This is a genomic window from Pimelobacter simplex (assembly GCF_024662235.1).
Taxonomy (GTDB): Bacteria; Actinomycetota; Actinomycetes; order Propionibacteriales; family Nocardioidaceae; genus Nocardioides.
In genome coordinates this window covers 1,147,960-1,174,064 of the sequence record NZ_CP096276.1, presented here as the reverse complement: position 1 = coordinate 1,174,064, position 26,105 = coordinate 1,147,960, and the positions used below count along the sequence as shown (strand labels likewise).

General features: G+C 71.8%; 29 protein-coding genes and 1 tRNA gene. 8 read left to right on the top strand and 22 right to left on the bottom strand.

Going from position 1 to position 26,105, the window contains the following annotated elements; translation table 11 throughout:
* Positions 1–46: 46 nt before the first annotated feature.
* The 17 genes from M0M48_RS05625 to M0M48_RS05545 all read right to left on the bottom strand — a co-directional run bounded on the left by M0M48_RS05625 (position 47) and on the right by M0M48_RS05545 (position 15,430).
* On the bottom strand, positions 47–853 hold the full coding sequence (locus M0M48_RS05625) for a F0F1 ATP synthase subunit delta (RefSeq protein WP_257750392.1): 807 nt from the start codon (positions 851–853) through the stop codon (positions 47–49).
* Positions 853–1,407, bottom strand: a complete 555-nt coding sequence (locus M0M48_RS05620) for a F0F1 ATP synthase subunit B (protein ID WP_257750391.1) — start codon at positions 1,405–1,407, stop codon at positions 853–855. The genes M0M48_RS05625 and M0M48_RS05620 overlap by 1 nt, the downstream gene beginning before the upstream one ends.
* Positions 1,408–1,442: 35 nt before the next feature.
* Entirely contained in the window at positions 1,443–1,652 is a 210-nt protein-coding gene (gene atpE, locus M0M48_RS05615) for an ATP synthase F0 subunit C (protein ID WP_038678112.1), read from the bottom strand.
* Between the two features lie 83 nt (positions 1,653–1,735).
* The gene (atpB, locus tag M0M48_RS05610; RefSeq protein ID WP_257750390.1) at positions 1,736–2,533 is read right to left on the bottom strand and encodes a F0F1 ATP synthase subunit A; all 798 of its coding nucleotides are present in this window, start codon (positions 2,531–2,533) and stop codon (positions 1,736–1,738) included.
* Between the two features lie 16 nt (positions 2,534–2,549).
* Positions 2,550–2,789 (bottom strand): AtpZ/AtpI family protein, encoded by a 240-nt coding sequence (locus M0M48_RS05605; RefSeq protein ID WP_257750389.1) that lies wholly within the window; start codon positions 2,787–2,789, stop codon positions 2,550–2,552.
* Positions 2,790–2,819: 30 nt separating this feature from the next.
* Positions 2,820–3,266, bottom strand: a complete 447-nt coding sequence (locus tag M0M48_RS05600) for a hypothetical protein (protein WP_257750388.1) — start codon at positions 3,264–3,266, stop codon at positions 2,820–2,822.
* A 70-nt stretch (positions 3,267–3,336) separates the two neighbouring features.
* Positions 3,337–4,641 (bottom strand): glycosyltransferase family 4 protein, encoded by a 1,305-nt coding sequence (locus M0M48_RS05595; protein ID WP_257750387.1) that lies wholly within the window; start codon positions 4,639–4,641, stop codon positions 3,337–3,339.
* Entirely contained in the window at positions 4,634–5,305 is a 672-nt protein-coding gene (locus tag M0M48_RS05590; RefSeq protein WP_257750386.1) for an L-threonylcarbamoyladenylate synthase, read from the bottom strand. The genes M0M48_RS05595 and M0M48_RS05590 overlap by 8 nt, the downstream gene beginning before the upstream one ends.
* Positions 5,306–5,333: 28 nt before the next feature.
* The gene (gene prmC / locus M0M48_RS05585; RefSeq protein WP_257750385.1) at positions 5,334–6,188 is read right to left on the bottom strand and encodes a peptide chain release factor N(5)-glutamine methyltransferase; all 855 of its coding nucleotides are present in this window, start codon (positions 6,186–6,188) and stop codon (positions 5,334–5,336) included.
* Between the two features lies 1 nt (position 6,189).
* Positions 6,190–7,263, bottom strand: a complete 1,074-nt coding sequence (gene prfA / locus M0M48_RS05580; protein WP_215815315.1) for a peptide chain release factor 1 — start codon at positions 7,261–7,263, stop codon at positions 6,190–6,192.
* An 83-nt stretch (positions 7,264–7,346) separates the two neighbouring features.
* Positions 7,347–7,562, bottom strand: a complete 216-nt coding sequence (gene rpmE / locus M0M48_RS05575) for a 50S ribosomal protein L31 (RefSeq protein ID WP_215815316.1) — start codon at positions 7,560–7,562, stop codon at positions 7,347–7,349.
* Between the two features lie 213 nt (positions 7,563–7,775).
* On the bottom strand, positions 7,776–9,581 hold the full coding sequence (gene rho, locus M0M48_RS05570) for a transcription termination factor Rho (RefSeq protein WP_257750384.1): 1,806 nt from the start codon (positions 9,579–9,581) through the stop codon (positions 7,776–7,778).
* 175 nt (positions 9,582–9,756) lie between these two features.
* Positions 9,757–10,668, bottom strand: a complete 912-nt coding sequence (thrB, locus tag M0M48_RS05565) for a homoserine kinase (RefSeq protein WP_257750383.1) — start codon at positions 10,666–10,668, stop codon at positions 9,757–9,759.
* 16 nt (positions 10,669–10,684) lie between these two features.
* The gene (thrC, locus tag M0M48_RS05560) at positions 10,685–11,755 is read right to left on the bottom strand and encodes a threonine synthase (protein WP_215815321.1); all 1,071 of its coding nucleotides are present in this window, start codon (positions 11,753–11,755) and stop codon (positions 10,685–10,687) included.
* The gene (locus tag M0M48_RS05555) at positions 11,752–13,056 is read right to left on the bottom strand and encodes a homoserine dehydrogenase (RefSeq protein WP_215815322.1); all 1,305 of its coding nucleotides are present in this window, start codon (positions 13,054–13,056) and stop codon (positions 11,752–11,754) included. Before M0M48_RS05555 ends, thrC begins: the two co-directional genes overlap by 4 nt.
* Before the next feature lie 80 nt (positions 13,057–13,136).
* On the bottom strand, positions 13,137–14,477 hold the full coding sequence (locus M0M48_RS05550) for an MFS transporter (RefSeq protein WP_257750382.1): 1,341 nt from the start codon (positions 14,475–14,477) through the stop codon (positions 13,137–13,139).
* The gene (locus M0M48_RS05545) at positions 14,474–15,430 is read right to left on the bottom strand and encodes a zinc-binding dehydrogenase (RefSeq protein WP_257750381.1); all 957 of its coding nucleotides are present in this window, start codon (positions 15,428–15,430) and stop codon (positions 14,474–14,476) included. Before M0M48_RS05545 ends, M0M48_RS05550 begins: the two co-directional genes overlap by 4 nt.
* Positions 15,431–15,466: 36 nt before the next feature.
* Between M0M48_RS05545 and soxR the strand changes: the two genes are divergently transcribed.
* A complete protein-coding gene (soxR, locus tag M0M48_RS05540) occupies positions 15,467–15,931 on the top strand; it encodes a redox-sensitive transcriptional activator SoxR (RefSeq protein WP_257750380.1) in 465 nt (154 codons plus the stop codon).
* A 19-nt stretch (positions 15,932–15,950) separates the two neighbouring features.
* Here soxR and lysA read toward each other — a convergent pair whose 3' ends face one another.
* Positions 15,951–17,345 carry a diaminopimelate decarboxylase gene (lysA, locus tag M0M48_RS05535; protein ID WP_257750379.1) on the bottom strand — a complete coding sequence of 465 codons (1,395 nt, stop codon included), beginning with the start codon at positions 17,343–17,345 and terminating at the stop codon, positions 15,951–15,953.
* Positions 17,346–17,364: 19 nt separating this feature from the next.
* The gene (gene argS / locus M0M48_RS05530; RefSeq protein ID WP_257750378.1) at positions 17,365–19,038 is read right to left on the bottom strand and encodes an arginine--tRNA ligase; all 1,674 of its coding nucleotides are present in this window, start codon (positions 19,036–19,038) and stop codon (positions 17,365–17,367) included.
* An 85-nt stretch (positions 19,039–19,123) separates the two neighbouring features.
* Here argS and M0M48_RS05525 point away from each other — a divergent pair.
* Positions 19,124–19,196, top strand: a tRNA-Arg gene (locus M0M48_RS05525).
* Between the two features lie 90 nt (positions 19,197–19,286).
* Positions 19,287–20,495 carry a tyrosine-type recombinase/integrase gene (locus M0M48_RS05520; RefSeq protein ID WP_257750377.1) on the top strand — a complete coding sequence of 403 codons (1,209 nt, stop codon included), beginning with the start codon at positions 19,287–19,289 and terminating at the stop codon, positions 20,493–20,495.
* 107 nt (positions 20,496–20,602) lie between these two features.
* On the opposite strand, the gene M0M48_RS05515 is transcribed toward M0M48_RS05520, so the two are convergent.
* Genes M0M48_RS05515 through M0M48_RS05505 form a run of 3 tightly spaced genes read right to left on the bottom strand, consistent with a single transcriptional unit; the run spans position 20,603 to position 21,194 of the window.
* Entirely contained in the window at positions 20,603–20,749 is a 147-nt protein-coding gene (locus M0M48_RS05515) for a hypothetical protein (RefSeq protein ID WP_257750376.1), read from the bottom strand.
* Between the two features lie 38 nt (positions 20,750–20,787).
* The gene (locus M0M48_RS05510) at positions 20,788–21,042 is read right to left on the bottom strand and encodes a hypothetical protein (RefSeq protein WP_257750375.1); all 255 of its coding nucleotides are present in this window, start codon (positions 21,040–21,042) and stop codon (positions 20,788–20,790) included.
* Positions 21,039–21,194 carry a hypothetical protein gene (locus tag M0M48_RS05505; protein WP_257750374.1) on the bottom strand — a complete coding sequence of 52 codons (156 nt, stop codon included), beginning with the start codon at positions 21,192–21,194 and terminating at the stop codon, positions 21,039–21,041. The genes M0M48_RS05510 and M0M48_RS05505 overlap by 4 nt, the downstream gene beginning before the upstream one ends.
* 122 nt (positions 21,195–21,316) lie before the next feature.
* Between M0M48_RS05505 and M0M48_RS05500 the strand changes: the two genes are divergently transcribed.
* The 5 genes from M0M48_RS05500 (at position 21,317) to M0M48_RS05480 (ending at position 26,105) form a co-directional block, all read left to right on the top strand.
* Entirely contained in the window at positions 21,317–22,363 is a 1,047-nt protein-coding gene (locus M0M48_RS05500; protein ID WP_257750373.1) for a helix-turn-helix domain-containing protein, read from the top strand.
* A gap of 79 nt (positions 22,364–22,442) precedes the next feature.
* Positions 22,443–23,828: a hypothetical protein gene (locus M0M48_RS05495; protein ID WP_257750372.1), complete on the top strand. Its 1,386-nt coding sequence runs from the start codon at positions 22,443–22,445 to the stop codon at positions 23,826–23,828.
* Positions 23,829–23,845: 17 nt separating this feature from the next.
* Positions 23,846–24,004 carry a hypothetical protein gene (locus tag M0M48_RS05490; protein ID WP_257750371.1) on the top strand — a complete coding sequence of 53 codons (159 nt, stop codon included), beginning with the start codon at positions 23,846–23,848 and terminating at the stop codon, positions 24,002–24,004.
* Positions 24,004–25,344 carry a phage portal protein gene (locus M0M48_RS05485; RefSeq protein ID WP_257750370.1) on the top strand — a complete coding sequence of 447 codons (1,341 nt, stop codon included), beginning with the start codon at positions 24,004–24,006 and terminating at the stop codon, positions 25,342–25,344. The genes M0M48_RS05490 and M0M48_RS05485 overlap by 1 nt, the downstream gene beginning before the upstream one ends.
* Complete coding sequence (locus M0M48_RS05480; RefSeq protein ID WP_257750369.1) at positions 25,344–26,105, top strand: HK97 family phage prohead protease; 762 nt, start codon at positions 25,344–25,346, stop codon at positions 26,103–26,105. The genes M0M48_RS05485 and M0M48_RS05480 overlap by 1 nt, the downstream gene beginning before the upstream one ends.

Below are 26,105 nucleotides of genomic sequence, written 5' to 3'. Positions count from 1 at the left end.
CTTCTTCTGCTGCTGAAGTCTGGTGTGCGGATCGAACCGTGCCGGGTCAGCCGGCGATCTTGCGGCGAGCGTCGTCCAGGCGGCTGGCGACCGTGCCGTCGATGACGTCATCGCCGATCTCGACGCGGAGACCGCCGACGACGGTGGCGTCGACGAGGACGTTGAGGTGCACCGGGCGGCCGTACTGCTGGGTCAGTGCTGCAGCGAGGCGCTGCTGGACCGCGGGGTCCAGCGGTCGCGCGGCGTGGACCGTCGCGACCCCTTCGCCGTTGACCTGGGCCGCCGTGCGCTCGTAGTCCTCCAGCGCCGCAACCACGGTGCGGTAGGAGCCGGAGAGCGCCTGGCGGGTCAGCTGGACCGTGGCCGGCAGGGTGCGACCACCCAGGAGCGTCTCGACCAGGCCCGCCTTGTCGGCGACCGTGCGGGACGGGTCCGAGAGGGCGTTGCGCAGGTCGTGGTTCGCGGTGACCAGCTGGCGCACCCCGAACAGCTCGTCGACCAGGGTCGAGGCCTGCAGGCCCACCGAGCGGACCGACGCCACGACGCCGAGCTGCTCGAGCGCGTCGGCGAGGTCACGGGCCCGGGTCCAGCGCTGGCCGGCTGCGGTCGCGAGGACCTGCAGCGCGGCCGGGTCGACCTTGCCCGAGAAGACGTCGCGGACGACGCCCTCGCGCGCCTGCGCCGGCACCGACTGGTCGGTGACGAAGCGCCGGAGCGTGCCCTCGGACCGGATGCCGGCCGCCGCGGCGAAGAGGTCGTCGGCCACCCGGGCGGCCGATCCCTCAGCCACCCCACCGAGCTGGTCGGTGAGGGTGGCCATCGCCTCGGCGGAGGCGCCGCGGAAGGACACCATCAGGCGTCCTTCGCCGCGGTCTCGGAGGCCTCGAGGTCGGCGAGGAAGCGCTCCACGACCCGCGCCTGGCGCGCGTCGTCCTCGAGCGACTCACCGACGATGCGACCGGCGAGACCCGTCGCGAGCGAGCCGACCTCGGCACGCAGGGAGGTGACCGCCTGCTGGCGCTCCGCCTCGATCTGCGCCTTGCCGTGGTCGAGGATGCGCGTGGACTCGGCCTGGGCCTGCTCCCGCATCTCCGCCACGATCGCCGCGCCCTGCTCACGCGCCTCCTCACGGATGCGCGCCGCCTCGTGGCGGGCGTCCGCGAGCTGCTGCTCGAGCTCGGCGAGCTTGGCGTCGGCCTCGGCCTGCTTCGACTCGGCCGCGGCGATGCCGCCCTCGATCGCCTGCGTGCGCTCGGCGAACGTCGCCTCGAACTTCGGCGTGACGAACTTCCAGATGAGGAAGAACAGGATGCCGAAGATCACGAGCGAGAGCGCGAACTCGACAGGCACGAAGGCGAGCGGACCGTGGTCGCCTTCCTCCGCAGCGGAGATCAGAAATGTCTGCATGTGGCCAAGCCCTTCAGTGGCGAACTGTGGGAGTGTCAGAGCACGAAGGCGAGCGCGATACCGATGATCGCGAGCGCCTCAGCGAGCGCGAAGCCGAGGATCGCGATCGACTGCAGGCGGCTCTGCGCCTCAGGCTGGCGGGCAACGCCGGAGATGTAGGCGGCGAAGATGAGACCGATGCCGACGCCGGGGCCGATGGCGGCCAGGCCGTAACCGATCATGTTGGCGGAGCCGTCGATAGCCATAGGAAGCACGGCTTGTTCCTTTCGGTTGTTTCCTTGTTGGAAAACTGTGGGGGTGGTGGAGGTCAGGCGGGGTGAGCGGGTGCTCAGTGCTCGTCGGCGAGCGCGCCCTGGATGTACATCGCGTTGAGCAGGGTGAAGACGTAGGCCTGCAGGAACTGGACCAGGATCTCGAGGAAGCCGATGGCGATCGCGAGGACCCAGGCGGCCAGGCCGGAGACGATGCCGATGCCGCCGCCGTAGTCCTTGATCAGGTACAGGCCGCCGGTGGCGAACAGCATGATCAGGAGGTGGCCGGCGAACATGTTGCAGAACAGACGCAGGGCCAGCGTGACCGGGCGGACGAGCAGGTTGGAGAAGAACTCCAGCGGCACGAGCAGCGGGTACATCACGGGGCTGACGCCCGACGGCACGCACTGCAGCTTGAGGTAGCCGACCAGACCGTGCTTCTTGATGCCGACCGCGTTGTAGACGATCCAGCTCAGACCGGCCAGCGCGTAGGCCATCGAGGCCCGCGAGAAGGTCGGGAACTGGATGATCGGGATGCTGGCGAACGCGTTGTTGACCAGGATGAAGAAGAAGACCGTGACCAGGTACGGCACGAACTTGGCGAAGTCGTGCCCGCCGATGATGTCGCGGCCGATGCTGTTGCGGACCATGCCGTAGGCGCTCTCGCCGGCGAACTGCAGCTTGCCGGGCACCAGGGCCCCGCGGCGCAGCGCCAGGTAGAAGAAGCCGAAGACCAGGACCGCGGCCAGCACGAGCTGGAACATGGGCTTCGTGATCGCCTGGTCGGCGATGCTGAAGAAGCCGGGAAGGTCGAAGTTGCCGGGCCCCGGAGCGTGGAACTCCTCGGCGGTGGGGGCGCTGGTCGCGGCGATCACCAGGTCTCCTCTGCGTTCACTTCAGCTTGTCCTGCTCGGATGAGTTCGGGGGTTCGGGCGGATCGATCCGGAACCGTGCTGCGGTCTGGTAGATCCCGAGGGCAGCGCCGATCAGGATTCCGACCGCAACGATGAAGTCGGTGCCGAGCCACCGATCCGCGAGCCAGCCGAGCAGGCCGTAGAACGCGACCCCGGCGGTGATGTAGCCGAACGCATGCCACGGATCGCCCTTGGGCTTCTCCTCGGGCTGACTCATTGCGCCCCGGACAATAGCAGTCGCGTGAGGTCATCGCGCACCGCCCTCGGGCCGGGCGACGGCAGGGCTCTCGAAGGCCGGGATCCGGGCCGTCGTGGCGAGCCGGATCTGCACGACCGTCCACACCAGGACGCCGGCGATGATGGCGCCGCCGAGCCAGCCCCGGTCGAGCTCGTGGTCGAGCATCCCCGAGCGGCTGAGCGCCACGAAGACGAGCGCCATGAGCACCACCTGGAAGGTGTAGGTGACCAGCGCGAACAGCAGTGAGGCCGCCGGCATCAGGCGCGAGACCGCGTCGACGGCGATGGCCCCGAAGGCCAGCACGCCGACCGCGAGAACTCCCCCGACAGCGGCTCCGGCAGCGGCGCTGCCGCCGGCGGTGACGGCGGCGACGGCCACGACGAGACCGGCGGCGAGCGCGGACACAGCGGCCGCGCGCAGCACCACCGGGGGTGTCTTGGTGTCGGTCGTCAGCATTGGCGGCCGTCCTGCTCGGGTGCGTCTCGGGCGGGCCCCGGAGGCGTGCTCCGGGAGTTCGTGAAAGTTATCACAAAGTGCCGGAGGGCTCCGAATCGGGGGTGCTCGCGACGCCGTTCTCGGGGCTCGCGGAGGCCACCGGAGTGGCCCGTACGGCGTCCGCCAGGTCGGCGAGCGCGCCGGGGCTCACGGCCGGGCCGGTGGGGTCGCCGGGCTCGCCCGGCTCGCCCTGGACGGCCGGATCGGGGTCGGCCTGGGGGTCGGCCGGGTTGTGCACGAGCGGCAACGCGAACGTGAGAGCCACCGTGAGCGCCACGGCCGCGCCGAGCACCGACCACACGACCGGTCCGGTGAAGACGGAGGCGACGACGACGCCGAAGGCGATCATCCCGGCCCACAGCCACATGATGATGACCGCACGGCGGTGCGAGTGGCCGATCTCGAGCAGCCGGTGGTGCAGGTGCTGCTTGTCGGGCGCGAACGGGGAGCGCCCTGCCCGGGTTCTTCGCACCACCGCCAGGACCAGGTCACCCAGGGGCACGATCAGGATGGTGATCGGCAGCGCCACCGGCAGCAGCACGGGGAGCAGGCTGGAGCGGGCGCCGTCCGCGCCCTGGGTCAGGTCACCGGGGGCGAACTGGGTGGTCACCGTGATCGCGCTGGCCGAGAGCACCAGGCCCAGCAGCATCGAGCCGCTGTCGCCCATGAAGAGGCGGGCCGGGTGGAAGTTGTGCACGAGGAAGCCGACGCACGCGCCGGCCAGCGCCGCCGCGAGGAGCGCGCCGGTCACCGCCCGGGTGACGTCGTTGAGGTAGGTCAGGGAGTAGCAGAAGAGGAAGAGCGCGGAGGCGCTGATCCCGATCACGCCGGCGGCGAGCCCGTCGAGGCCGTCGATGAAGTTCACGGCGTTGACCGTGGTCACCACGATGAGCGCGGTGAGCAGGGCGCCCTGGGCGGTGTCGAGGGTGAGGACCTGGCCCTCGGCCTGGTAGAAGTACCGGAACTGGATGCCGGAGTAGACCAGGAAGCCCACGGCGAGCACCTGACCGCCGAACTTGGTCAGCGCGTCGAGGTCGAAGATGTCGTCGACCACGCCGACCGCACAGATCAGCGAGCCGGCCACGAGCACCGAGAGCGCGTCCTCGAAGAACGGGTTCTGGGAGCCGAGGAAGGGCAGCTGGCGGGCCACGAAGTACGCCGCCCAGAGCCCGCCGAGCATCGCCAGCCCCCCGAGGTACGGGATCGGCTGGGCGTGCACGTCGCGGTCGCGGACCTTGGCGACCGCTCCGGTGCGGATCGCGATCTCCCGGGCGACGACCGTCAGCAGGTAGGTGACGATCGCCGCGACGAGGAAGACGACGAGGTACTCACGCATCGGTCGGCTCGGTCTCCACACGCAGCTCGAGGTCGGACAGGACGGCGTCGAGCTCGGCGACGGAGATCGCGCCCAGGCGCAGCAGCCGGGGCTGCTCGGTGGTCGCGTCGACGATGGTCGAGGCCACGCCACCGGGCGAGGCACCGCCGTCGACGATGACCGCGACCGACTCCCCCAGCATCTCGGCCGCCGCGTCGGCGTCGAGCGCCGCGGGCTGGCCGGAGAGGTTGGCCGAGCTCACCGCGAGCGGGCCGGTGCGGTCGAGCAGGGCGCGGGCCACCTCGTGGTCCGGCATCCGTACGGCGACCGTGCCCCGGGTGTCACCCAGGTCCCACTGCAGCGAGGGCTGCTGGTGCAGGACCAGGGTCAGCGCGCCGGGCCAGAACGCCTCGACCAGCGGGGCGACATAGGCCGGCACCCGGGCGGCGAGCGCCTCGAGGGTGCCCTTGGTGCCCACGAGCACCGGCGGCGGCATCTCGCGGCCGCGGCCCTTGGCCGCGAGCAGCCGGGCCACCGCGTCGGGGTCGAAGGCGTCGGCACCGACGCCGTAGACGGTGTCGGTGGGGAGGACGACGAGGCGTCCGCGCCGCACGGCACGGCTCGCGGCGTCGAGCGCCGCCTCGCGCTCCTCGTCGGTCTGGGTCGGGAACCGCTCGGCAGTCACGCTCTCCATCCTCCCACCGTGGTCGTCGTCATCGCGGGCGGCGTGCCGTCAGGTAGCGCGGACGCCCGGCGAGGTCCCGGTGGTCGCGGACCTCCTCCCAGCGTCCGCTGCGGCTGAGCACGGCCGGCGCCGCCTCTCCCTGGGCGTCGGCGTGCTCGATGCCGACCACTCCCCCGGGCTTGAGCAGCAGGGCACCGCGGCGGTCCAGGACGCGGATCGCGTCGAGGCCGTCGGCGCCGGAGAACAGGGCCAGGTGCGGGTCGTGGTCACGGGCCTCGACGGCGACCGACTCCCACGCCTCCAGCGGCACGTACGGCGGGTTGCTGACCAGCACGTCGACCTGCCCGGCGAGGTCCTCGAAGGCCGTGGCCAGGTCGCCCAGGCGCAGCTCGACGCCCGTGCCGGCCAGGTTGCGCTCGGCCCAGGCGTGGGCCGGCGGGTCGAGCTCGACCGCGTGCACCCGGGCCTGGGGCACCTCGTCGGCGATGCTCTTGGCGATCACGCCCGAGCCGGTGCACAGGTCGACGACCACGGGGCTCTCCCCCGCCGCGACGAGGGCCGCGGCGTGCTCGATCGCCCAGCCGGCCAGCAGCTCGGTCTCGGGGCGCGGGACGAACACACCGGGGCCCACCTCGACCGAGACGTGGCGGAACCAGGCGACCCCGAGCAGGTGCTGGAGCGGCTCGCGGGCGGCGCGGCGGGCGACCAGGTCGTCGTACCGGCGGGCCTGGTCGGGGGCGACCTCGGGGCCGAGCAGGAGCGCGCCGCGCGTCGTACCGAGGACGTGGGCGAGCAGCTCGGCGGCGTCGTGGTCCGGGCTGGCCACGCCGGCCGCGCCCAGCCGGCCGGCGGCCTCCCGGACGAGCTCTCGTGCCGCGCTCACGTCAGTCCTCGAGGGCGGCGAGGCGGGCGGCCATGTCGGTCTCGACGCACGAGTCGAGCAGCGGCTGCAGGTCGCCGTCGAGGACGTGGTCGAGGTTGTAGGCCTTGTAGCCGGTGCGGTGGTCGGAGATCCGGTTCTCCGGGAAGTTGTAGGTGCGGATCCGCTCGGAGCGGTCGACCGTGCGGACCTGGCTGCGGCGCGCGTCGCTCGCCTCGGCGTCGGCGGCCTCCTGGGCGGCCTGGAGCAGCCGGGCGCGCAGGATGCGCATCGCCTGCTCCTTGTTCTGCAGCTGCGACTTCTCGTTCTGGCAGCTGACCACGATGCCGGTCGGCAGGTGGGTGATCCGCACCGCCGAGTCGGTCGTGTTGACGCTCTGCCCGCCCGGGCCCGACGAGCGGAAGACGTCGATGCGCAGGTCGTTGTCGTTGATCTCGACGTCGACCTGCTCGGCCTCGGGCATCACCAGGACGCCGGCCGCGCTGGTGTGGATCCGGCCCTGCGACTCGGTCACCGGCACCCGCTGGACCCGGTGCACCCCGCCCTCGAACTTGAGCAGCGCGTAGGGGGTCTGGCCGGGCTCGGTGCTGCCCGGCGACTTCACCGCGACGGTGACCGACTTGTAGCCGCCCAGGTCGGACTCGGTGGCGTCGAGGATCTCGGTCTTCCAGCCGCGGCGCTCGGCGTAGCGGCTGTACATCCGCAGCAGGTCGCCGGCGAACAGCGCGCTCTCCTCGCCACCCTCCCCCGACTTCACCTCGAGGAGCACGTCCTTGTCGTCGGCGGGGTCGCGCGGGACCAGCAGCCGGCGCAGCCGCTCGGCCGCCTCCTCGCGCTGGCCCAGCAGCTCGTCGACCTCGTCGGCGAAGGCCGGGTCGTCGGCGGCGAGCTCGCGGGCGGCCTCGGCGTCGTCGCCGTACTGCTGCCACTCGCGCCAGGTCGCGATGATCGCGTTGAGCTCGGCGTAGCGCCGGTTGAGGGTGCGCGCCAGCCGCGCGTCGGCATGGGTCTCGGGGAGCGCGAGCCGGGTCTCCAGCTCGGCGTGCTCGGCGAGCATGCCCTCGACGGCTTCGAACACCTGGACTCCTTGGGTCGCTGCGGATGAAATGACGAACGCCGGTCGCCCACCCGGAGGGCGGGACGACCGGCGCGGTCAGGCAGCTACTTCTGGGCAGCCTTGGCGTAGCGGGCCTCGAACCGGGCCACGCGGCCGCCGGTGTCGAGGATCTTCTGCTTGCCGGTGTAGAACGGGTGGCACTGCGAGCACACGTCGGCGTGGATCGAGCCGGACGTCGCGGTGCTGCGGGTGGTGAACGAGGCGCCGCAGGTGCAGGTCACCTGGGTCACGACGTAGTCGGGGTGGATGTCCTTCTTCATGGGTGTCCTCTCACAAGGGGACCGGGTCGTCACACGGGTTGCGGACGTGAACCGGAGCCAACAGATGATTGTACGAGGTGGGCAGGCGTCACCCAAATGCCGGGCGACGCCTGCCGAGGCCCTCGGTGCCGCCCGGCCGGCAGCGTGTCGGGAGCCGCGTCTCCGGCAGCTTGCTGCCCTTCCCGCGGCGGAGACACGCTCGGCCCCTCAGATCTAGTCGCGCTGGACGCGCAGGAGGAACTCGTAGTTCGACTTGCTGTTGCGCAGCCGCTGGAGCAGCGTCCCGTGGCCCTCGACCCGGTCGCCGTCGGCGAGCTCGCGGCGCAGCTTCCAGACGATCTCGAGCTCCTCCTTGCCGAGCAGGAGCTCCTCGCGGCGGGTGCCGGAGGCGACCACGTCGATCGCCGGGAACTCGCGCTTGTCGGCGAGGTCCGAGCGCAGCCGCAGCTCGAGGTTCTCGGTGCCGCGCAGCTCCTCGAAGATCACCTCGTCCACGCGCGAGCCGGAGTCGACCACGGCGGTGGCGAGGACGGTGAGCGAGCCGCCGTTCTCGATGTTGCGGGCCGCGCCGAAGAAGCGCTTGGGCGGGAACAGCGCCGAGGCGTCGACCCCGCCGGACAGGATCCGGCCGCTGGCCGGGGCGGCCAGGTTGTAGGCCCGGCCCAGGCGGGTCAGGCCGTCGAGGAGGACGACGACGTCGTGCCCGAGCTCGACCAGGCGCTTGGCGCGCTCGATGGCGAGCTCGGCCAGGATCGTGTGGTCGGCCGCGGGGCGGTCGAACGTGCTCGCGATGACCTCGCCCTTGATCGAGCGCTCGAAGTCGGTGACCTCCTCGGGACGCTCGTCGACCAGGACCACCATCAGGTGGCACTCGGGGTTGTTGGTCGTGATCGCCGCGGCGATCTGCTGGAGCAGGGTGGTCTTGCCCGCCCGCGCCGGCGACACGATGAGCCCGCGCTGGCCCTTGCCCACGGGCGCGGCCAGGTCGATGAGCCGGCCGGCCAGGTTCTCCGAGGTGGTCTCGAGCCGGAGCCGCTCGGTCGGCGAGACCGGGGTCAGCTCGGTGAACTCCACCCGGTTCTTGACCTGCTCCGGGTCGACCCCGTTGACGGTGTCGATACGGACCATCGGGTTGAACTTCTCGCGGCGCTCGCCGTCGCGCGGCTGGCGGACCTGACCGGTGATCGCGTCACCGCGGCGCAGGCCGTACTTGCGCACCATCGACAGCGACAGGTAGACGTCGTCGGTGCCGGGCAGGTAGCCGCTGGTCCGGACGAACGCGTAGTTGTCGAGCACGTCGAGGATGCCGGCGGCCGGCACCAGGACGTCGTCCTCGCGGACCTCGGTGTCGGGCTCGCGCCCGGCCCGCGTGGTCCGGTCCCGGTCCCGGCCACGGCGGCGCCGGTTGCGGCGGCTGCCGCCCTCGGTACCGTCGCCGTCGTCGTCGAGGTCGGCGTCGTTCGGGGCGTCGTGGGGGGCGTCCGCGGGGGCCGCGGGGGGCGGCTGCTTGGCGGGCTGCTGCTGTTGCTGCTGCTTGGCGGCGGCGGGCTGCTGCTGCTTGCCCTGCTGCTGGTTCTGCTGACCGCCCTGCTTCTGCTTCTGCTGCTTGCCGCCGCCGTTGCCGCCCTTGCCTTTGCCGCCGGACTGCTGGTCGGCCTGCTTCTCGGGCGCGGACCGCTCCGGCGCGGGCTTGTCGGCCGCGGACTTCTCAGCCGCGGGCTTCTCGGCGGGGGCGGGCTTCTCGGCGGCCGCGGGCTGCTCGGGGGCGGCCGGCTGCTGCGGCGCCCGCTCGGCGGGCCGAGCCGGACCGCTACCGCCGCTACCGCCGCTGGCCTGGGCGGCCTTGATGGCGTCGACGAGGGCGGCCTTCTTCATGGATCCGGCGCCGGCGATACCCATGCCGTTGGCCATCGCCTTGAGGTCGGCCAGAAGCATCGAGTTGAGTCCACCGGAGCGCTTGCGGGGCGCCTTCTCGGCGGCGGCAGGCGCCGACGGGGTGGAGTCGGGAGTTTCGGTCACGTGAGTCCTTCCCACGTATCTCGCGCGGCCCGGGCCCGGCTGAATCCGGAGCGGACCAGCGCACTGGTCTGAGTCCTGTGAGCTCCTGCGACGACCGGTCCGGACGGTGCCGGTCTTCGCGTCGGGAGGGAGAGGGCGAGCCGCGCTCGCCGGCGCCGAGAACTGCGGCGCAGCGTCAATGTACCACCACGGCACCCGTGCTGCTGAGCATCAGGGCGCGCGCGTCCCAGCCGTCGGGGCAGCGCGCGAGCAGGGCTTCGGTGGCGGCGGTGCCGAGGCCGTCGGCGAAGGCGAGGACGGTGGGGCCGGCGCCCGACACGACCGCCGGTACGCCGTCCGCGCGGAGCGCGTCGACCAGCGCGAGGCTCGCGGGCATGGCCGGGCGGCGGTAGTCCTGGTGCAGCCGGTCCTCGGTGGCGCGCAGCAGCTCCTCGGGCCGGCCGGAGAGGGCGGCGACGAGGAGGGCGGCGCGGCCGGCGTTGGCGGCGGCGTCCGCGTGCGGGACCGCGGCGGGCAGCAGGCCGCGGGCGGCCTCGGTGGAGAGGGGGTCGGCGGGGACGAAGACGACCGCGCTGATCCGCGGGTCGACGCCGGCCGGGACGGCCCAGAAGCCGCCGTCGGCGTCCTGGCCGGAGATCACGAAGCCGCCGAGCAGGGCCGGAGCGACGTTGTCGGGGTGACCCTCGAGCTGGGCGGCGAGGTCGAGCAGCGCGGCGTCGTCGAGCAGCAGCCGGCCGCCGGCGACGAGCTCGCGGGCCAGCCAGACGCCGCCGACGATGGCGGCCGAGGACGAGCCGAGGCCGCGGGCGTGCGGGATGACGTTGGTGCAGGTCAGGCGCAGGCCGGTGGGCTGCTTGCCGAGGCGGTCGAAGGTCGCCCGCATCGCCCGGACGACGAGGTGCCGCTCGTCGAGCGGGACCGCACCCGCGCCGTGCCCGGTGACCTCGACGACGAGGCCGTCGGCCAGCACCTCGGCCTCGAGCTCGTCGCGCAGGTCGAGCGCGAGCCCGAGGGTGTCGAAGCCGGGGCCGAGGTTCGCCGACGTGGCGGGCACCCGGACGCGCACGGGGCCGGCGACGAAGGTCATCGAGCCTGGCCCGGGCTCAGAGTCCGGCCGCGTGGGCGGCGGCGTCGACGTCGGCGTCCACGACGGTGTCCGGGAGGACCAGGCCGTCGAGAGCGGTGGCGATGTCCTTGAGGCCGTGCCCGGTGACGGTGACCGCGACGGTCGCGCCGGCGTAGCTCTCCCCCGCGGCCAGCTCGGCGAGCAGCCCGGCGATGCCGGCCGCCGAGGCGGGCTCGACGAAGACGCCGTCGTTGGCGGCGAGCGCCTTCTGGGCGGCGAGGATCTGGGCGTCGGAGACGGCGGCGAAGCGGCCGCCGGACTCGTCGCGCGCGGCCTCGGCGAGCTTCCAGGAGGCCGGGTTGCCGATCCGGATCGCGGTCGCCGCGGTCTCCGGCTCGGGGAACGGCTCGCCGGTCACCAGCGGCGCGGCCCCCTCGGCCTGGAACCCGCGCATGACCGGGCGCTTGGTGGCGCGGCCGAGCGCGGCGTACTGCGTGTAGCCGAGCCAGTAGGCCGAGATGTTGCCCGCGTTGCCGACCGGCAGCAGGTGGAAGTCCGGAGCATCGCCGAGGAAGTCGACGATCTCGAAGGCGGCCGTCTTCTGGCCCTCGAGCCGGGCCGGGTTGACCGAGTTGACCAGGGCGACGGGGTACTTCCACGCCATCTCGCGCGCCATCCGCAGGCAGTCGTCGAAGTTGCCGCGGACCTGGATGACCTGGGAGCCGTGCAGCACCGCCTGGGCCATCTTGCCCGCGGAGATCTTGCCCTCGGGCACGAGCACGATCGGGGTGACACCGGCCTTGGCGGCGTAGGCGGCCATCGAGGCCGACGTGTTGCCGGTCGAGGCGCAGACCACGGCCTTGGCGCCCTCGTGGACGGCGACCGACAGCGCGGTCGTCATCCCGCGGTCCTTGAACGACCCGGTCGGGTTGTTGCCCTCGACCTTGAGCCACACCTCGGCGCCGGTCAGCCCGGAGAGCCACCCGGAGTGGACCAGCGGGGTACCGCCCTCACGCAGCGTGACCGCGGGGGTGTCCTGGGGGATGTCGAGGAGCTCGCGGTACTCCTCGATGACGCCACGCCACTGTCCGTTGGCGGTACTGCTCACTCTTCTGCTCCCTCGACGCGCATCACCGAGGTGACCTCGCGCACGATCTCCATGCCTCGCAGGTGCTCCACGGTGGCGGCGAGCGCCGCGTCCGTGGCCTCGTGCGAGACGACGACGAGCTGGGCGTCGTTGCCCCGGCCCTCCTGGCGGACGGTCTGGATCGAGACACCCTGCTCGGCGAAGGCCAGGGCCACCGCCGCCAGCACGCCCGCGCGGTCGTCGACGTCGATGGCGACGTGGTAGCGGGTGCGGGTCTCGCCCATGGGCAGCACGGCCCGGTCGGCGTACGCCGACTCGCCGACGCCGCGGGTGCCCTGACGGTGGTTGCGGGCGACCGTGACGAGGTCGCCGAGGACGGCGCTCGCGGTCGGCGAGCCGCCGGCACCGGGGCCGTAGAACATGAGCTGGCCGGCCGCCTCGGACTCGACGAAGACGGCGTTGTAGGCCTCGCGGACGCTGGCCAGCGGGTGCGAGCGCGGGATCATCGCCGGGTGCACGCGCACGCTGACGGCGTCGTCGCCGTCGGCACCGGGGCGCAGCTCGGCGATGGCGAGCAGCTTGACGACGCTGTCCATCTCGCGCGCGGAGCGCACGTCGCCGGCCGAGACGTCGGTGATGCCCTCGCGGTGGACGTCGGCCGCGGTGACCCGCGAGTGGAACGCCAGGCTGGCCAGGATCGCGGCCTTGGCCGCGGCGTCGAAGCCCTCGACGTCGGCGGTGGGGTCGGCCTCGGCGTAGCCGAGCGCCTGGGCCTCCTCGAGCGCGTCGGCGAAGCCGGCGCCGGAGGTGTCCATCTTGTCGAGGATGAAGTTGGTAGTGCCGTTGACGATGCCGAGCACCCGAGTCACCTTGTCGCCGGCGAGGGACTCGCGCAGCGGGCGCAGGATCGGGATGGCACCGGCCACGGCGGCCTCGTAGTAGAGGTCGCGACCGGCCTTCTCGGCGGCCTCGAAGAGCGTCGGGCCGTCCTCGGCGAGCAGCGCCTTGTTGGCGGTGACCACCGAGGCGCCGTTCTCGAGCGCGGAGAGGATGAGCGAGCGGGCCGGCTCGATGCCGCCGATCACCTCGATCACGACGTCGACGTCCTCGCGGGCGACGAGCGCCGCGGCGTCGGTGGTGAGCAGATCGGCCGGGACGTCGACCTCGCGGGCAGCGTCGAGCCGGCGTACGGCGACGCCGACCAGCTCCACCCGGGCCCCGACCCGCGCCGCCAGGTCGTCGGCCTGCTCGCCGAGGAGCCGCACCACCTGCGACCCGACGGATCCGCAGCCGAGCACGGCAACCTTGAGAGGACTGTTCACCGCTCTAGGGTATCGGCGCCGGTGGAGTGTCCGGCCACCCGCTGCGTATGGCGGACACCTTGCGGCCGGATCGGCCTCGTTCACGCCTCCAGCCGGCGGGCCGGGACGAGCGCGAGCGCCCCCAGGACGGCCGCCGCGACGACCAGTGCGGTGGCCGCCGGGACGGGCGCGGTCTCGGCGAAGCCCGCGAACAGGACGCCGCCGAGCGCGACGCCGGCGCTGTTGGCGAGGTAGTCGCTGAGCTGCAGGGACGAGGAGACCTCGCCGGCCCGGTCCGGTCCGGCGGTGGCCAGCGCGAGCACCGACAGGGTCGGGAACGCCAGGCCGATGCCGAAGCCGGCGCACCCCCACGCCAGCACCGGTACGACGAGCGGCACCCCCGGGATCGCCACGAGCGCGAAGCCGCCGATCCCCAGCGCGAGCAGCGCCGCCCCGAGCCGGACCCGTCCGGGCTGGTCGGCGAGCCGGGCCCACCGGGCGGCGAGCACCGCGCCACCGGACCAGGTCAGGGCGCCGACGGTGAGCACCCAGCCGGCCTGGGTGAGGCTGAGGCCGCGCTCGAGCGTGAGCAGGAGCGGGAGGTAGACCTCGGCCGCGGCGAACGCCGTCCCCACGGCCGCGCGGGTGCCGAGCACGGCGGGCAGCCCGGCCCTCAGCGTCCACACCCGTGGTGGGAGCAGCCGCCCTCCCCCGGCGACGATCGCCGCGCCACCGACCGCGACGAGGACCGGCCACAGCGGCAGCGACCGCTGGCCGGCGACGCTCACCAGCAGCACCCCGCCCGCGGCCAACAGCGCGAACGGCAGCCGGGTCGGCCGGGCGGCGCTGGTCCCGGCCGCGGAGGGCGCGTCGGCGACGAGCAGCCAGGCCGCGACCGCGAGCACGGGGACCCCGAGGAAGACCCACCGCCAGCCGACCGTGGCGGCCACCCACGCCGCGACCACCGGGCCGACCAGCGCGGGCAGCACCCAGCCCATCGTGAGGACCGCGAACACCCGCGGGCGCAGCCGCTCCGGGTAGGCCTGGGCGATGAGGACGTAGAGGGCGACACCGAGGACGCCGCCGCCGTACCCGTGGACGAGGCGGCCGAGCAGGAACAGCGGCATGCTCGGGGCGAGCCCGGCGAGCACCACGCCGGCGCAGAACACGACCAGGCCGCGGCGCAGCGCCGGGCCGGGTCCGAGCCGGTCGACGGCGGCGCCCGTGACGGGCAGCGCCACGACGGCGGCGGCCAGCGGGGCGGCGAAGGCGACGGCGTACCAGCGCAGGCCGTCGAGCTCGTCGGCGATGTCGGGCATCACCGTGGCGACGGCGAGCGCCTCGAAGGCGAAGAGGAAGGCGAGCGAGAAGACGCCGACCGTGGTGCGCCCGTGCCGTCCCCGCCACGGTGACTCCACCGGGACCGGGGCGACCGCGGTCACCGTGCGGGCCGATCGACCACCAGGACGACCTTGCCGGTCACGGCGGACGTCTCGAGGGCGCGGTGGGCGGCCGCGGCGTCGGCGAGCGGGAACACCGAGCCGACGTACGGCACCCGGGTCCCGTCGGCGGCCGCGTCGAGCGCCGCGCTCTCGAACTCCGCGAGCCGGCTCATGATGGGCGGGCCGAGCACGTCGACCACCCGGCGCTCCGGGTCGTCGTAGGCGTTCTGGACGCCGGCCGCCCACCCGTAGCGGACCAGCCGGCCGCCCGGCGCGAGCCGGTCGTAGAGCGCCTGACCGACCTCGCCGCCCACCCCGTCGAGGACGAGCGTCAGGTCGGGCACCTGCGCGCGCCAGTCGGGGTCGTGCCGGTCCAGCGACGGGTCCGCACCGTGCCGGGCGGCGAGCGCGACCTTGGCCGGGCCGCCCGCGACCCCGAGCGCGACCGCACCCACATGACGCACCCCCTGGAGCAGCAGGACGCCGAGCCCGCCCGCCGCGGAGGTCACCGCGACGATGTCGTTGGGAGTGAGGTCGGCGAGCTCGAGGATCGCGGCGGCGGTGCGGCCGGTGCCGATCGCGGCCACCGCGGTCGGGGCGTCGAGCGCGTCGGGCAGGACGTAGGCGCGGTCGGCGGCGACGACCGCCTGGTCGGCGTACCCACCGCCGGCGAAGCCGAGGTGCGCCACCACGCGCTGCCCCATCCAGGCCGGGTCGACGCCGGCACCGACCCGGTCGACGTACCCGGCGACCTCGCGACCCGGTACGACGGGCAGCTCCGGCGGCTCCCCCGCACCGAACGACTCCCCCGCCCGGATCGAGGTGTCGAGCAGGTGGACGCCGGCCGCCTCGACCGCGATCCGCACCTGACCGGGCGCGGGGTCGAGGTCGGGCAGCTGCTCGAGGCGGAGGACGTCGGCGGGCCCGAAGGCGTGGTGGCGGATCGCGTGCATGACGTCATTCGACAACCTCAAGTATGGTTGAGGTCAATGACCGAGATGAACCGCGAGCTCCGCAGCCACGACCTGACCCCCGGCGACGTGTCCCGGCGCGCCGGCGTCGCCATCTCCGCCCTGCACTTCTACGAGCGCGAGGGCCTGATCGAGAGCATCCGCACCGCCGGCAACCAACGCCGCTACCACCGCGACGTGCTGCGCCGGGTCGCCTTCATCCGGGTCTCGCAGAGCGTCGGGATCTCGCTGTCCGACATCCGCGCCGCCCTCGCCACGCTCCCCGAGGGACGTACGCCGACCAAGGCCGACTGGGCGCGGCTCTCCCGCGGCTGGCGCACCGAGCTGGAGGACCGCATCGCCCAGCTGCAGAAGCTGCGCGACACCCTCGACGACTGCATCGGCTGCGGCTGCCTGTCGATGCGCTCGTGCGCGCTGGCCAACCCTGGCGACGTCCTGGAGAAGTACGGCGACGGGCCGGTCCGGCTGCTCGGGCGCAGCTGAGGCCCCTCGGCCCGACAGGTCAGCCGAGGTCGGTCGCGAGCAGGTCGTCCTCGGTCTCGCGGCGCACGATGACGCGCGCGACGCCGTCCTTGACCGCGATCACCGGCGGGCGCAGCGCGTGGTTGTAGTTGGAGGCCATCGAGCGGCAGTAGGCGCCGGTGCCGGGCACGGCGAGCAGGTCGCCGGGGGCGATGTCGCCGGGCAGGAACTCGTCGCGCACGACGATGTCGCCGGCCTCGCAGTGCTTGCCGACGACGCGGGCGAGCACCGGGGTGGCCTCGGAGCGGCGGCCGGCCAGGGTGCAGGAGTAGTCGGCGTCGTAGAGCGCGGTGCGGATGTTGTCGCTCATCCCGCCGTCGACGCTGACGTAGGTGCGCACGGCGCCGGCGTCGAGGGTGACCTGCTTGACCGTGCCGACGGTGTAGACGGTGCACATCGCCGGGCCGACGATCGCGCGGCCGGGCTCGATCGAGAGCCGCGGGCGGGCGACGTCGAGGGCGCGGCACTCGTGGTCGACGATCGCGGTGAGCTCGGCGGCGAGCTGGGCGGGCTCGCGCGGGTCGTCCTGGGTCGTGTAGGCGATGCCGAAGCCGCCGCCGAGGTCCATCTCGGGCATGACCGCGCCGAGCTCGGTGGCCACGCGGGCGTGCAGGCCGAGGACGCGGCGGGCCGCGACCTCGAAGCCGGCGGAGTCGAAGATCTGGCTGCCGATGTGGGAATGCAGGCCGAGCAGCTCGACGCCGGGGGCCTCGTGGAGGCGTCGTACGGCGTCGAAGGCGTCGCCGGAGGTGATCGAGAAGCCGAACTTCTGGTCCTCGTGGGCGGTCGCGATGTACTCGTGGGTGTGCGCCTCGACGCCGGCGGTCACCCGGACCATGGCGCGCGCCGGGAGCCCGGTGTCGGCGGCGACCATCGCGAGCCGCTCGACCTCCTGGAAGGAGTCGACGATGATCCGCCCGACCCCGGCGGAGACCGCACGGCGCAGCTCGGCGACGGTCTTGTTGTTGCCGTGGTAGCCGATCCGGGCCGGCTCGACGCCCGCGCGCAGCGCGACGGTCAGCTCACCGGCCGAGCACACGTCGAGGTGCAGACCCTCCTCGGCAACCCAGCGGGCGACCGCGACGGAGAGGAACGCCTTGCCGGCGTAGTAGACGTCGTAGTCGGCGAAGGCGTCGCGGAAGGCGCGCGCCCGGCCCCGGAAGTCGTCCTCGTCGAGGACGTACGCCGGGGTGTTGTGCTCGGCGACCAGGTCCGCGATCGGCAGCCCGCCGACGACCAGGTCACCGCTCTCGGTCTTGTGCGCGGTCGCCGACCACAGCTGCGGCACCAGGGTGTTGACGTCGGCGGGCGCCTGGAGCCAGGCAGGTCCGCGCAGGGCGCCGGGCGCGTGCGCCCAGCCGGCCTCGTGGGTCATCGCGTCGTCTCTCCCGGGGTCACATGCGCTCGGGCGCGGAGACGCCGAGCAGGTCGAGGCCGTTGGCGATCACGGTCTGGGTCGCCACGACGAGCACCATCCGGGCGAGGTTGGCCGGACCGACCGGCTCGTCGCCCTGGGGCAGCATCCGGCACTCCTTGGTGTCGTACCACTTGTTGAACACCGACGCGGTGTCCTCGAGGTAGCGGGCGATCCGGTGCGGCTCGCGCAGCTCGGCGGCGCTCGCGACCACCCGCGGGAACTCCGCGAGCGCGCGCAGCAGCTCGCCGTCGCGCTCGTGGTCGAGCAGGCTCGGGTCGAACGCGTCGCCCTCGGGCAGCGTCATGCCGAGGTCGGCGGCGTTGGCGAGCATCCGGCAGGTACGGGCGTGGGCGTACTGCACGTAGTGGACCGGGTTGTCGTTGGTCGCCTTGGTGATCTCGGCGACGTCGAGCACCAGCGGCGAGTCGGCCGGGTAGCGCGCGAGCGAGTAGCGCAGCGCGTCGACGCCGATCTCCTGGGCGAGCTCGTCGAGGGTGACGATCGTGCCCTTGCGCTTGGAGAGCTTGAGCTCCTCGCCGTCCTGCATGATCTTGACCAGCTGGCCGATCAGCACCTCGAGCGTCTGGGCCGGGTCGTCGCCGGCGCAGGCCGCCATCGCGCGCAACCGGCCGACGTACCCGTGGTGGTCGGCGCCGAGCAGGTAGATGCAGCGGTCGAAGCCCCGCGCCCGCTTGTTGAGGTAGTAGGCGGTGTCGGAGGCGAAGTAGGTCAGCTCGCCGTCGGACTTGATGAGGACGCGGTCCTTGTCGTCGCCGTAGTCGGTGGTGCGCATCCAGAGCGCGCCGCCGTCCTCGAAGACGTGGCCCTTCTCCTTGAGGCTGGCCAGCGTCTCGGGCACCGACCCGGACTCGTGCAGGGACAGCTCGGAGAACCACACGTCGAAGTGGGTGTTGAACATGTCGAGCTGGTCCTGCTGCTCCTTGAGCTGCAGCTCGTAGCCCTTGGCCCGCACCGCCGCCAGCCGCTCGTCACCCTCGAGGTCGAAGATGCCCGGGCTGGCCTCGCCGACGGCCTTGGCCAGGTCCTCGACGTAGGCGCCGGCGTACCCGTCGTCGGGCTTGGGCTGCCCCAGCGCCGCCGCGATGATCGAGGCGGCGAAGTTGTTCATCTGCACGCCACGGTCGTTGATGTAGAACTCCCGGGTCACCTCGGCGCCCGCAGCCCCCAGCACCCGCGCGATCGCGTCGCCGAGCACCGCCCACCGGGTGTGCCCGAGGTGGAGCGGACCGGTCGGGTTGGCCGAGATGAACTCGACGTTGATCCGCTGGCCGGCGAGGGTGTCCGTGCGCCCGTACGCCGTACCGGCCGCGACGACGTCGGCCGCCACCTTGCCCTGCGCTCCCGCCTCGACGGAGATGTTGAGGAAGCCCGGCCCCGCCAGCTCGACCCCGCTGATCCCGTCAGCGGCCCGCAGCTGCTCGGCGAGCTGCTCGCCCAGCGCCCGCGGGTTGGTGCCCGCCTTCTTGGCCAGCTGGAGCGCCACGTTGGTGGCGTAGTCGCCGTGCCCCTTCTGCCGGGGTCGCTCCACCGTCACCTCGGCAGGGACGCCGTCGGGCAGGGTCAGCGAACCCTGCGCGACGAGCGCCTGGAGGGCGTCGACGATGGTGGTGGAGAGCTGGGCCGGAGTCACACGGGCAAGCCTATCGATGGGCACCGGTTTCTCTTGCACGGATATCGACCGGTAGGGTTCCTGACCGCACCTCCATGAGGTGCATGCCTCCGTAGCTCAGGGGATAGAGCACTGGTTTCCGGTACCAGGTGTCGCAGGTTCGAATCCTGCCGGAGGCGCTAGAGTATGTGCAGGTCAGGCGCCTGTTACAGCACTCAGCCCGAGTTTCCGTCAACATGGCGTCAACATCCGTGAGTCAGGATGAACGCATGGCGAGTCTCCGCGAACGCACGTCAGCAGGCGTCACCTCCTACCAGGTGCTGTTCAGACGCGGCTCCAAGCAGAGCGCCAAGAGCTTCAAGACCGAGAAGGCCGCCAAGCGGTTCATCGCCCGTATCGACCTCGACGGCATCGACGCAGCCCTCACTTGGCTCGCCGAACAGGACAAGCCCAAGCGCGCTGGCATCACGCTCGACGAACTCGCCGAAAAGTGGCTGGAAGCCCGCGCCGCCGACGTCACGGCAGGCGATCTGACCCCACGAGTTCTCACCGGGTATCGACGCGACTACGAAAACTGGATCAGCAAGGTCGTCGGCAAGCCCGGGCTCGGCCACCTTCCCGCTGAGTCGATCACTGAGATCCAGGTCCAGGACTGGGTCGACAGGATCAAGGTGCTGCCCAAGTCCTCCCCCAAGTCGATCGGTGATCGCCACGCGATCCTGCATGGCATCTTCAAGTGGGCGTCAGACCCCCGCCGCGGACTCATCAAGGCTGGGCACAATCCGTGCGTCGGAACCAAGCTGCCCAGGAAGGTCAAGACCCTCCCAAAGGGCCTGCGCATGACCGAGCTGGCAGCCCTGACCGATGCTGCGCGGCGAACGAACCCGCCAGCAGCAGACCTCATCGACTTCATCATCGGCACCGGATGGCGCATCGGCGAATCGATCGCCCTCACCGCCGGGCAGGTCGAGGACGACGGCGGTGCCGTGTACGTGACCATGAGCCGGGTCTGGCGGCGCGAGGTCGGCTACGTGGAGTCCGCCAAGTCGACCGCAGGAATGCGACGCCTGCGTGTCCTCGGAGACGCGGCCGGCGTCCTGCGACGGCGAGTTGTCGCGCTCTCCCCCGCCGACCTCGTCTTCACCACCGCCCGGGGCATCCCGTGGGACGAGTCCGGTTTCCGGCGCGACCACTTCGCGAAGATCGCTAAGGAAGCTGGCCTGGTTGGCGAGCGGCGCCCCACCCCGCACTGGCTCCGCCACAGCCACGTTCTCGTGTGCCACGCCGCCGGGATGAGCCTCGCCGAGATCCAGCGCCGCATCGGGCACGAAGACATCAAGATGACGATCAACACCTACGGGCGCCTGATCGACGACATGAACGACGACGTGGCCGCCCGGCTTGCCGCACTCCTCACGACCCGCCCTGCGTCAGCAGATGTCATCGAGGGCGACGTGATCCGAGGCGAGATCGCCTAGGTGTGTTCCTTCATGAGGTTGTAGTCACCACGCCGCCCCAAGTCGAGGCATAGGAAAGCCCTGACGCGACTGGCGGGTCAGGGCTCTCGGTGGTGTGGCCGGTTGGGCTACTTGTCGTCGTGCACGTACTTCTCCAGGGCCGCTCGGATGATGTCCGATAGGGCCTCTTCGCGTTCCTCGGCCTTGGCCATGGCGGCTTCGTAGAGCCGCTCGGACACGCGGTAGGTCTTCTGGATCATCTTCGGCCTGGCCATACGGCGAACTGTGTCAGATTGACACAACGGCTGTGTAGTCATACGACGGTCATCTCCAGCAACCACTTCGCGGAGTGGTCACGCGCCCACGCCACGGCCTCGCGGCGGAGGCGGAACGTGTCTACGCAACGGCCGTCAACCAGAATGTCCCAGAAGTACTCGGGAGTCGCATTGTGCACGTTCCCGTTCTGCGGGTACGAGTACTGGACGAGTCGGCGGCGGATCTGAACCCGCGACTCGACGCCCGGCGGAGTGCTGATCTTGTCGGCGTGCTCGGGCTTGCGGGGCCTCATCGGGCCACCGCCGCACGAATCAGGGAAGCCTCGCGGTCCTTGAGGGCAGTGCTGTCGCCCAGGTGGTCGGTGTACAGACCCTCGCAGCGAAGGCGAGCGGTCGTGGTGTCGATGCCGTACTCGGCGGCGATGGTTGCGAGGGTCTGCGTCATGCATCCATCATGTCAATTGTGTAGGCAGTTGTCAACACATTCGTGTAGCCTCCTCGCATGGACATCCCCTGTGACCCCCGGTTGGCTGCCGCTCTGGCCGCTTTGCCGGCACAGGGACCTGTGTGACGCCGCCACCGAGCCACCCCAACGCACCACTCACCCCTGAGGGCCGTGAGCGCCTCTGCCGACGCATCGACGCGGGACGCCCGCTGTCCCACGTCGCAGCCGAGGGCGGCATCAGCCGTGCGTCGCTGACGAAGTGGTACAAGCGGTGGCTCGCCTACGGCAGGGACGGACTGGAGGACCGCACCTCGCGGCCCGACTTCTCGCCCACCGCCACCGACGAGGACATCGTCGACATGGTGCTCCAGCTCCGTGCTTTCGAGAAGTGGGGAGCAGACCGCATCAGCGCCTACCTCAGCACGGTCGGCGACGGGTCCATCGCACCCTCGCGAGCCACCGTGCACCGCATCCTCGTCCGCCACGGCATGTCCCGCCTGCGCGACCTCGACATGCCCACCGGCGAGTCCAAGCGCGACGCCAACCGCTACGAGCACGCACGTCCCGGCGACATGATTCACGTCGACATCAAGAAGGTCGGACGCATCCCGACCGGCGGCGGCTGGCGCATCCACGGCCGCAACACCGAGGGCGGCCGGGCCTCCCAGCGCAAGGCCAACAAGCGCGTCGGGTACGCCTACATCCACGCCGCCGTCGACGACCACAGCCGACTGGCCTACGCCGAAGTGCTCGACGACGAGAAGAAGGAGACGTGCGCCGCGTTCTGGTTCCGCGCCGTGGCGTTCTTCCGTGAGCAGCCGGGCGGTTCTCACACGGGAGTTTTTTCTTGCCGGGAGGTGAGCGCCGTGGGGACGAAGCGGACCACGCTGCGGGTCGCTGACCCGGGGGAGAAGCCGGCGGCGGCGAAGAAGCTGTCGCTGGTCGAGGCGATCGAGTCGGGCAGCTACGAGGACATCTTGCGGGCGCAGCGTCGTGACGCGGTGAAGTCGCTGGCGACGTTGGGTGGGCCTGCGCTGGCTGCGATGCACCGGCAGATCGCGAGCCTGTCGAAGGAGATCGAGGGGCTCGAGCAGGCGAAGACCGAGGGGACCGACATTGGCGCCGCCATCGCCACCCCCGACGAAGAGTTCGACGCGGAAGCGCTCTAGCTCGTCGCGGTCGCCTGCGTCGCGGAAGCCGACGGGGGCGCCGCCGACGAAGCGGCTGTCGGATGCCGCTCGGCACTTCGTGCTGCCGAAGGGCATCAAGACGACGGCGTGGCCGTCGGTCGGTGCGACGATCAAGCAGCTCGGCGCCACGTTCGAGCCGTGGCAGGAGCAGGCCAGCCGGGCGATCCTCGGCAAGGACCAGGCGGGCCTGTTCGCGGCCGACGCGGTCACGCTGAGCATCCCTCGGCAGGTCGGCAAGACCTACCTCGTGGGCTGGATCGTCATCGGCCTGTGCCTGACGCAGCCGAAGACCCTGGCGGTGTGGACGGCGCACCACGGTGCGACGGCCGCGGACACCTTCCGCGACATCAAGGCGATCTGCAAGCAGCCGCTCGTCGCGCCGTTCGTGCGGCACATCTACGACTCCGGTGCTCGGCTGGAGATCATCTTCGCGAACGGGTCGCGGATCGTCTTCGGTGCCCGCGAGCACGGCTTCGGTCGCGGGTTCAAGAAGGTCGGGGTCCTCGTCTTCGACGAGGCGCAGATCCTCACAGCGCGCGCGGCTGACGACATGGTGCCGACGACGAACCGGCACCCGAACCCGTTGATCTTCTACATGGGCACGCCGCCCAAGCCGAGCGACCCGAGCGAGCACTTCCTCGCACTGCGGACCGAGGCGCTGAGCGGGGAGTCGCGAGACACCCTCTACCTCGAGTTCTCCGCCGACGAGGGAGCGGACCCGCTCGACCGGGAGCAGTGGGCGAAGGCCAACCCGTCCTACCCGCACCACACGTCGGCACGGGCGATGCTGCGGATGAGGAAGAACCTCAAGGGACCGAACGCGTTCGAGCGCGAGGCCCTGGGGATCTGGGACACGACCGGCACGTCCGGTGTCTTCTCGGTCGGGGCGTGGGCGCGGCTGTCGACTCGCAAGGATCCCGACGTCGCACCACCTGCTCCGACGGCCCCGGCAGCGCTGGGCATCGCGGCGGACGTCGACCAGACGTGGCTCTCCCTCGCGGTGGCGTCGGCGGGCGAGACGCCCCACCTCGGGTCGACGCCTCGGTGCCGAGCTGACACCGAGGCCGAGCACTTCGTCGCCGAGGTGAAGCGGATCCAGACCGAGCACGGCGGGATCCCCGTCGCGATCGACAAGAAGGGCCCGGCGTCCTTCCTGATCGATGACCTGCGGGCGGCCGGCGTGAAGCTGGTCGAGGCCGGACTCGATGACTTCATCCAGGCGTGCGCCGACCTGCGAGGTGCAGTCGAGACCGGGGCCGTCGAGCACGCCGACTACACCGAGCTCAACGCCGCGATCGACGCCGCCGGGTGGCGCACCGTCGGCGACCGCCGCGTGTTCGGCCGCAAGGCCGGCGACATCTCGATGCTCGAAGCTGCGGCGCTGGCCCTGTGGGCCATCCAGCACAAGCCCGCTCCCCGCCTACCCATGGCCGCCTACGCCTGACCCGAGAGGAGCTCCCAATGAGCCTGCGCGAGATCCTGCTGGTCATCGGCATGCTCGCCGCTCTCGCCCTGGTCGTCGCCGGCGTCAATGTCCTGCTCGGTGGCGGGGCCGCGCTCATCGCCGCCGGCGTGGGCGTTGCGGCGCTGACGCTGCTGTTCCTGGCCGAGGTCGCCTGATGCGGCTGTCGGAGCGGCTGGTGCAGCGCAAGTCCTTCACCCAGCCCTCCTTCTGGTCGAACGGCACGTCGTCGTGGGGCGCGCCGTTCGGCGACAAGGAGCAGATCGGCAACGACTTCGAGGGCTACATCGCCGGCGCCTTCAAGGACAACGGCGTCGTGTTCTCCTGCATGTTGGCGCGGATGATGCTGTTCTCCGAGGCCCGGTTCGCCTTCCGCCGGTTCCGCGATGGCCAGCCTCGGTCGCTGTTCACGACCGGCGAGCTCGCGCTCCTCGAGCGGCCGTGGCCGGGCGGCACTACCGGCGACCTGCTCGGCCGGATGCTCCAGGACGCCGACATGGCCGGCAACGCCTACCACACGACGGTCGACGACGAGGGCCGCTACGGCCGCGCTGCGGTGGGCTCCGGGCGGCGCATCGCGCGGCTCCGGCCGGACTGGACCTCGATCGTGCTCGGCTCCCGATCGGGCAACCTGCGCGACATCGACACCCGACCCATCGGCTACCTCTACGCCCCGCCCGAGGCCGAGAAGGTGCTGCTGCTCCCCGACGAGGTCTCGCACTTCTCCCCGATTCCGGACCCGGCCGCCCGGTTCCGGGGCATGTCCTGGCTGACGCCGGTGCTGCGGGAGGTCAAGGCCGACAAGGCCGCCACGAAGCACAAGCTCAAGTTCTTCGAGCAGGGCGCCACCATCTCGACCGTCGTGTCGCTCGACAAGGACATCACCCCCGAGGCGTTCGACGAGTTCGTCGCGCGGATGAAGGCCAACACCGAGGGCGTCGACAACGCCTACAAGACCCTGTACCTCGGCGGTGGTGCCGACGTCACCCTCACGGGTTCCTCGATGAAGGAGCTCGACTTCAAGGCCACCCAGGGCGCCGGCGAGACCCGCATCGCCTCGGCCGCCGGGGTCCACCCGGTCGTGGTCGGGCTCTCGGAGGGACTGGCCGGCTCGTCGCTGAACGCGGGCAACTTCGAGGCCGCCATCAGGTTCACCGCCGACAAGACCATCCGGCCCCTGTGGCGCAACGCCGCGGGCTCGCTCGAGCGGCTCCTCAAGTCGCCCGGCCCGGACGCCTCGCTCTGGTACGACGACCGCGACGTCGCGTTCCTCAGCGACAACACCAAGGACGTCGCCGAGATCCAGTCCAAGCAGGCCGCGACCGCCAAGTCGCTGCTCGACGGCGGCTTCACCCCGGAGTCAGTTGTCGAGTTCCTCGACACAGGCAGCCTCACCGTCCTCGAACACTCCGGCCTCTACTCCGTCCAGCTCCAAGCGCCCGGCACCCGCACGCCGGCGTCCCAGACCTCGCCCGAGCCGTCGCCTGAGGAGGCGTGATGCACAAGACCATCAGCAACGTCGAGATCAAGGACGCCGACAAGGGCCAGATCTCGGCGGTCTTCTCGACCTTCAACGTCGTCGACAAGGACGGCGACCTCACGCTGCCCGGCGCGATCAAGGACGGCACCGAGGTCGTGATCTCGGCCTACGGCCACCAGTCGCACTACGGGGCCCTGCCTCTCGGCAAGGGCGTCATCCGGACCACGAAGACCGAGGCCATCCTCGACGGCGAGTTCTTCATGAACACCACCCACGGCGCCGACGCCTTCAAGGTCGTCAAGGCCCTCAGCGAGGGCGACACCAACCTCCAGGAGTGGTCCTACTCCCTGCACAACGTGACCCGCAAGAGCGTCGAGGAGGACGGGCGCCGCTATTGGGTCATCGAGGACATCGGCCTCATCAAGGAGGTCAGCCCCGTGCTGATCGGCGCCGGGGTCGACACCCGGACGCTGGTCGCCAAGGGCCTCAAGTTCACCGAGGAGGGCGACGCGGTCCTGGCCGCGGCCAAGTCCTACCTCGATCGCGCGGGCGAGGTCATGGCCCTCCGCGGCGCGAAGGGTCGCCCGTCGCTGGGCGAGGAGTCCACGGCTCTCGTCAAGGAGCTCGCTGACGTCCTCACCAAGCTGCACGACCTGCTCACCGACCCGGCACCCGCCGGCGAGGACATCCCCGAGGAGCTGACCGCCGCGGTCAAGGCTGCGCACACCGCGCACCTCCGGCAGTCGCTGTTCTCCTCCCTTCCCGCCAAGGAGGCGTGA

Coding starts and splice junctions, on each gene's coding strand:
- M0M48_RS05545 (WP_257750381.1), bottom strand. CDS start 15,430: ATGCACGCGATCCGCCACCACGCCTTCGGGCCCGCCGACGTCCTCCGC.
- M0M48_RS05520 (WP_257750377.1), top strand. CDS start 19,287: ATGGCGAGTCTCCGCGAACGCACGTCAGCAGGCGTCACCTCCTACCAG.
- M0M48_RS05605 (WP_257750389.1), bottom strand. CDS start 2,789: ATGAGTCAGCCCGAGGAGAAGCCCAAGGGCGATCCGTGGCATGCGTTC.
- M0M48_RS05480 (WP_257750369.1), top strand. CDS start 25,344: ATGCACAAGACCATCAGCAACGTCGAGATCAAGGACGCCGACAAGGGC.
- M0M48_RS05600 (WP_257750388.1), bottom strand. CDS start 3,266: ATGCTGACGACCGACACCAAGACACCCCCGGTGGTGCTGCGCGCGGCC.
- thrB (WP_257750383.1), bottom strand. CDS start 10,668: ATGACCTTCGTCGCCGGCCCCGTGCGCGTCCGGGTGCCCGCCACGTCG.
- M0M48_RS05490 (WP_257750371.1), top strand. CDS start 23,846: ATGAGCCTGCGCGAGATCCTGCTGGTCATCGGCATGCTCGCCGCTCTC.
- M0M48_RS05485 (WP_257750370.1), top strand. CDS start 24,004: ATGCGGCTGTCGGAGCGGCTGGTGCAGCGCAAGTCCTTCACCCAGCCC.
- soxR (WP_257750380.1), top strand. CDS start 15,467: ATGACCGAGATGAACCGCGAGCTCCGCAGCCACGACCTGACCCCCGGC.
- M0M48_RS05620 (WP_257750391.1), bottom strand. CDS start 1,407: ATGCAGACATTTCTGATCTCCGCTGCGGAGGAAGGCGACCACGGTCCG.
- M0M48_RS05510 (WP_257750375.1), bottom strand. CDS start 21,042: ATGAGGCCCCGCAAGCCCGAGCACGCCGACAAGATCAGCACTCCGCCG.
- lysA (WP_257750379.1), bottom strand. CDS start 17,345: ATGACCCACGAGGCCGGCTGGGCGCACGCGCCCGGCGCCCTGCGCGGA.
- rpmE (WP_215815316.1), bottom strand. CDS start 7,562: ATGAAGAAGGACATCCACCCCGACTACGTCGTGACCCAGGTGACCTGC.
- atpE (WP_038678112.1), bottom strand. CDS start 1,652: ATGGCTATCGACGGCTCCGCCAACATGATCGGTTACGGCCTGGCCGCC.
- M0M48_RS05505 (WP_257750374.1), bottom strand. CDS start 21,194: ATGACGCAGACCCTCGCAACCATCGCCGCCGAGTACGGCATCGACACC.
- M0M48_RS05625 (WP_257750392.1), bottom strand. CDS start 853: ATGGTGTCCTTCCGCGGCGCCTCCGCCGAGGCGATGGCCACCCTCACC.
- M0M48_RS05595 (WP_257750387.1), bottom strand. CDS start 4,641: ATGCGTGAGTACCTCGTCGTCTTCCTCGTCGCGGCGATCGTCACCTAC.
- M0M48_RS05515 (WP_257750376.1), bottom strand. CDS start 20,749: ATGGCCAGGCCGAAGATGATCCAGAAGACCTACCGCGTGTCCGAGCGG.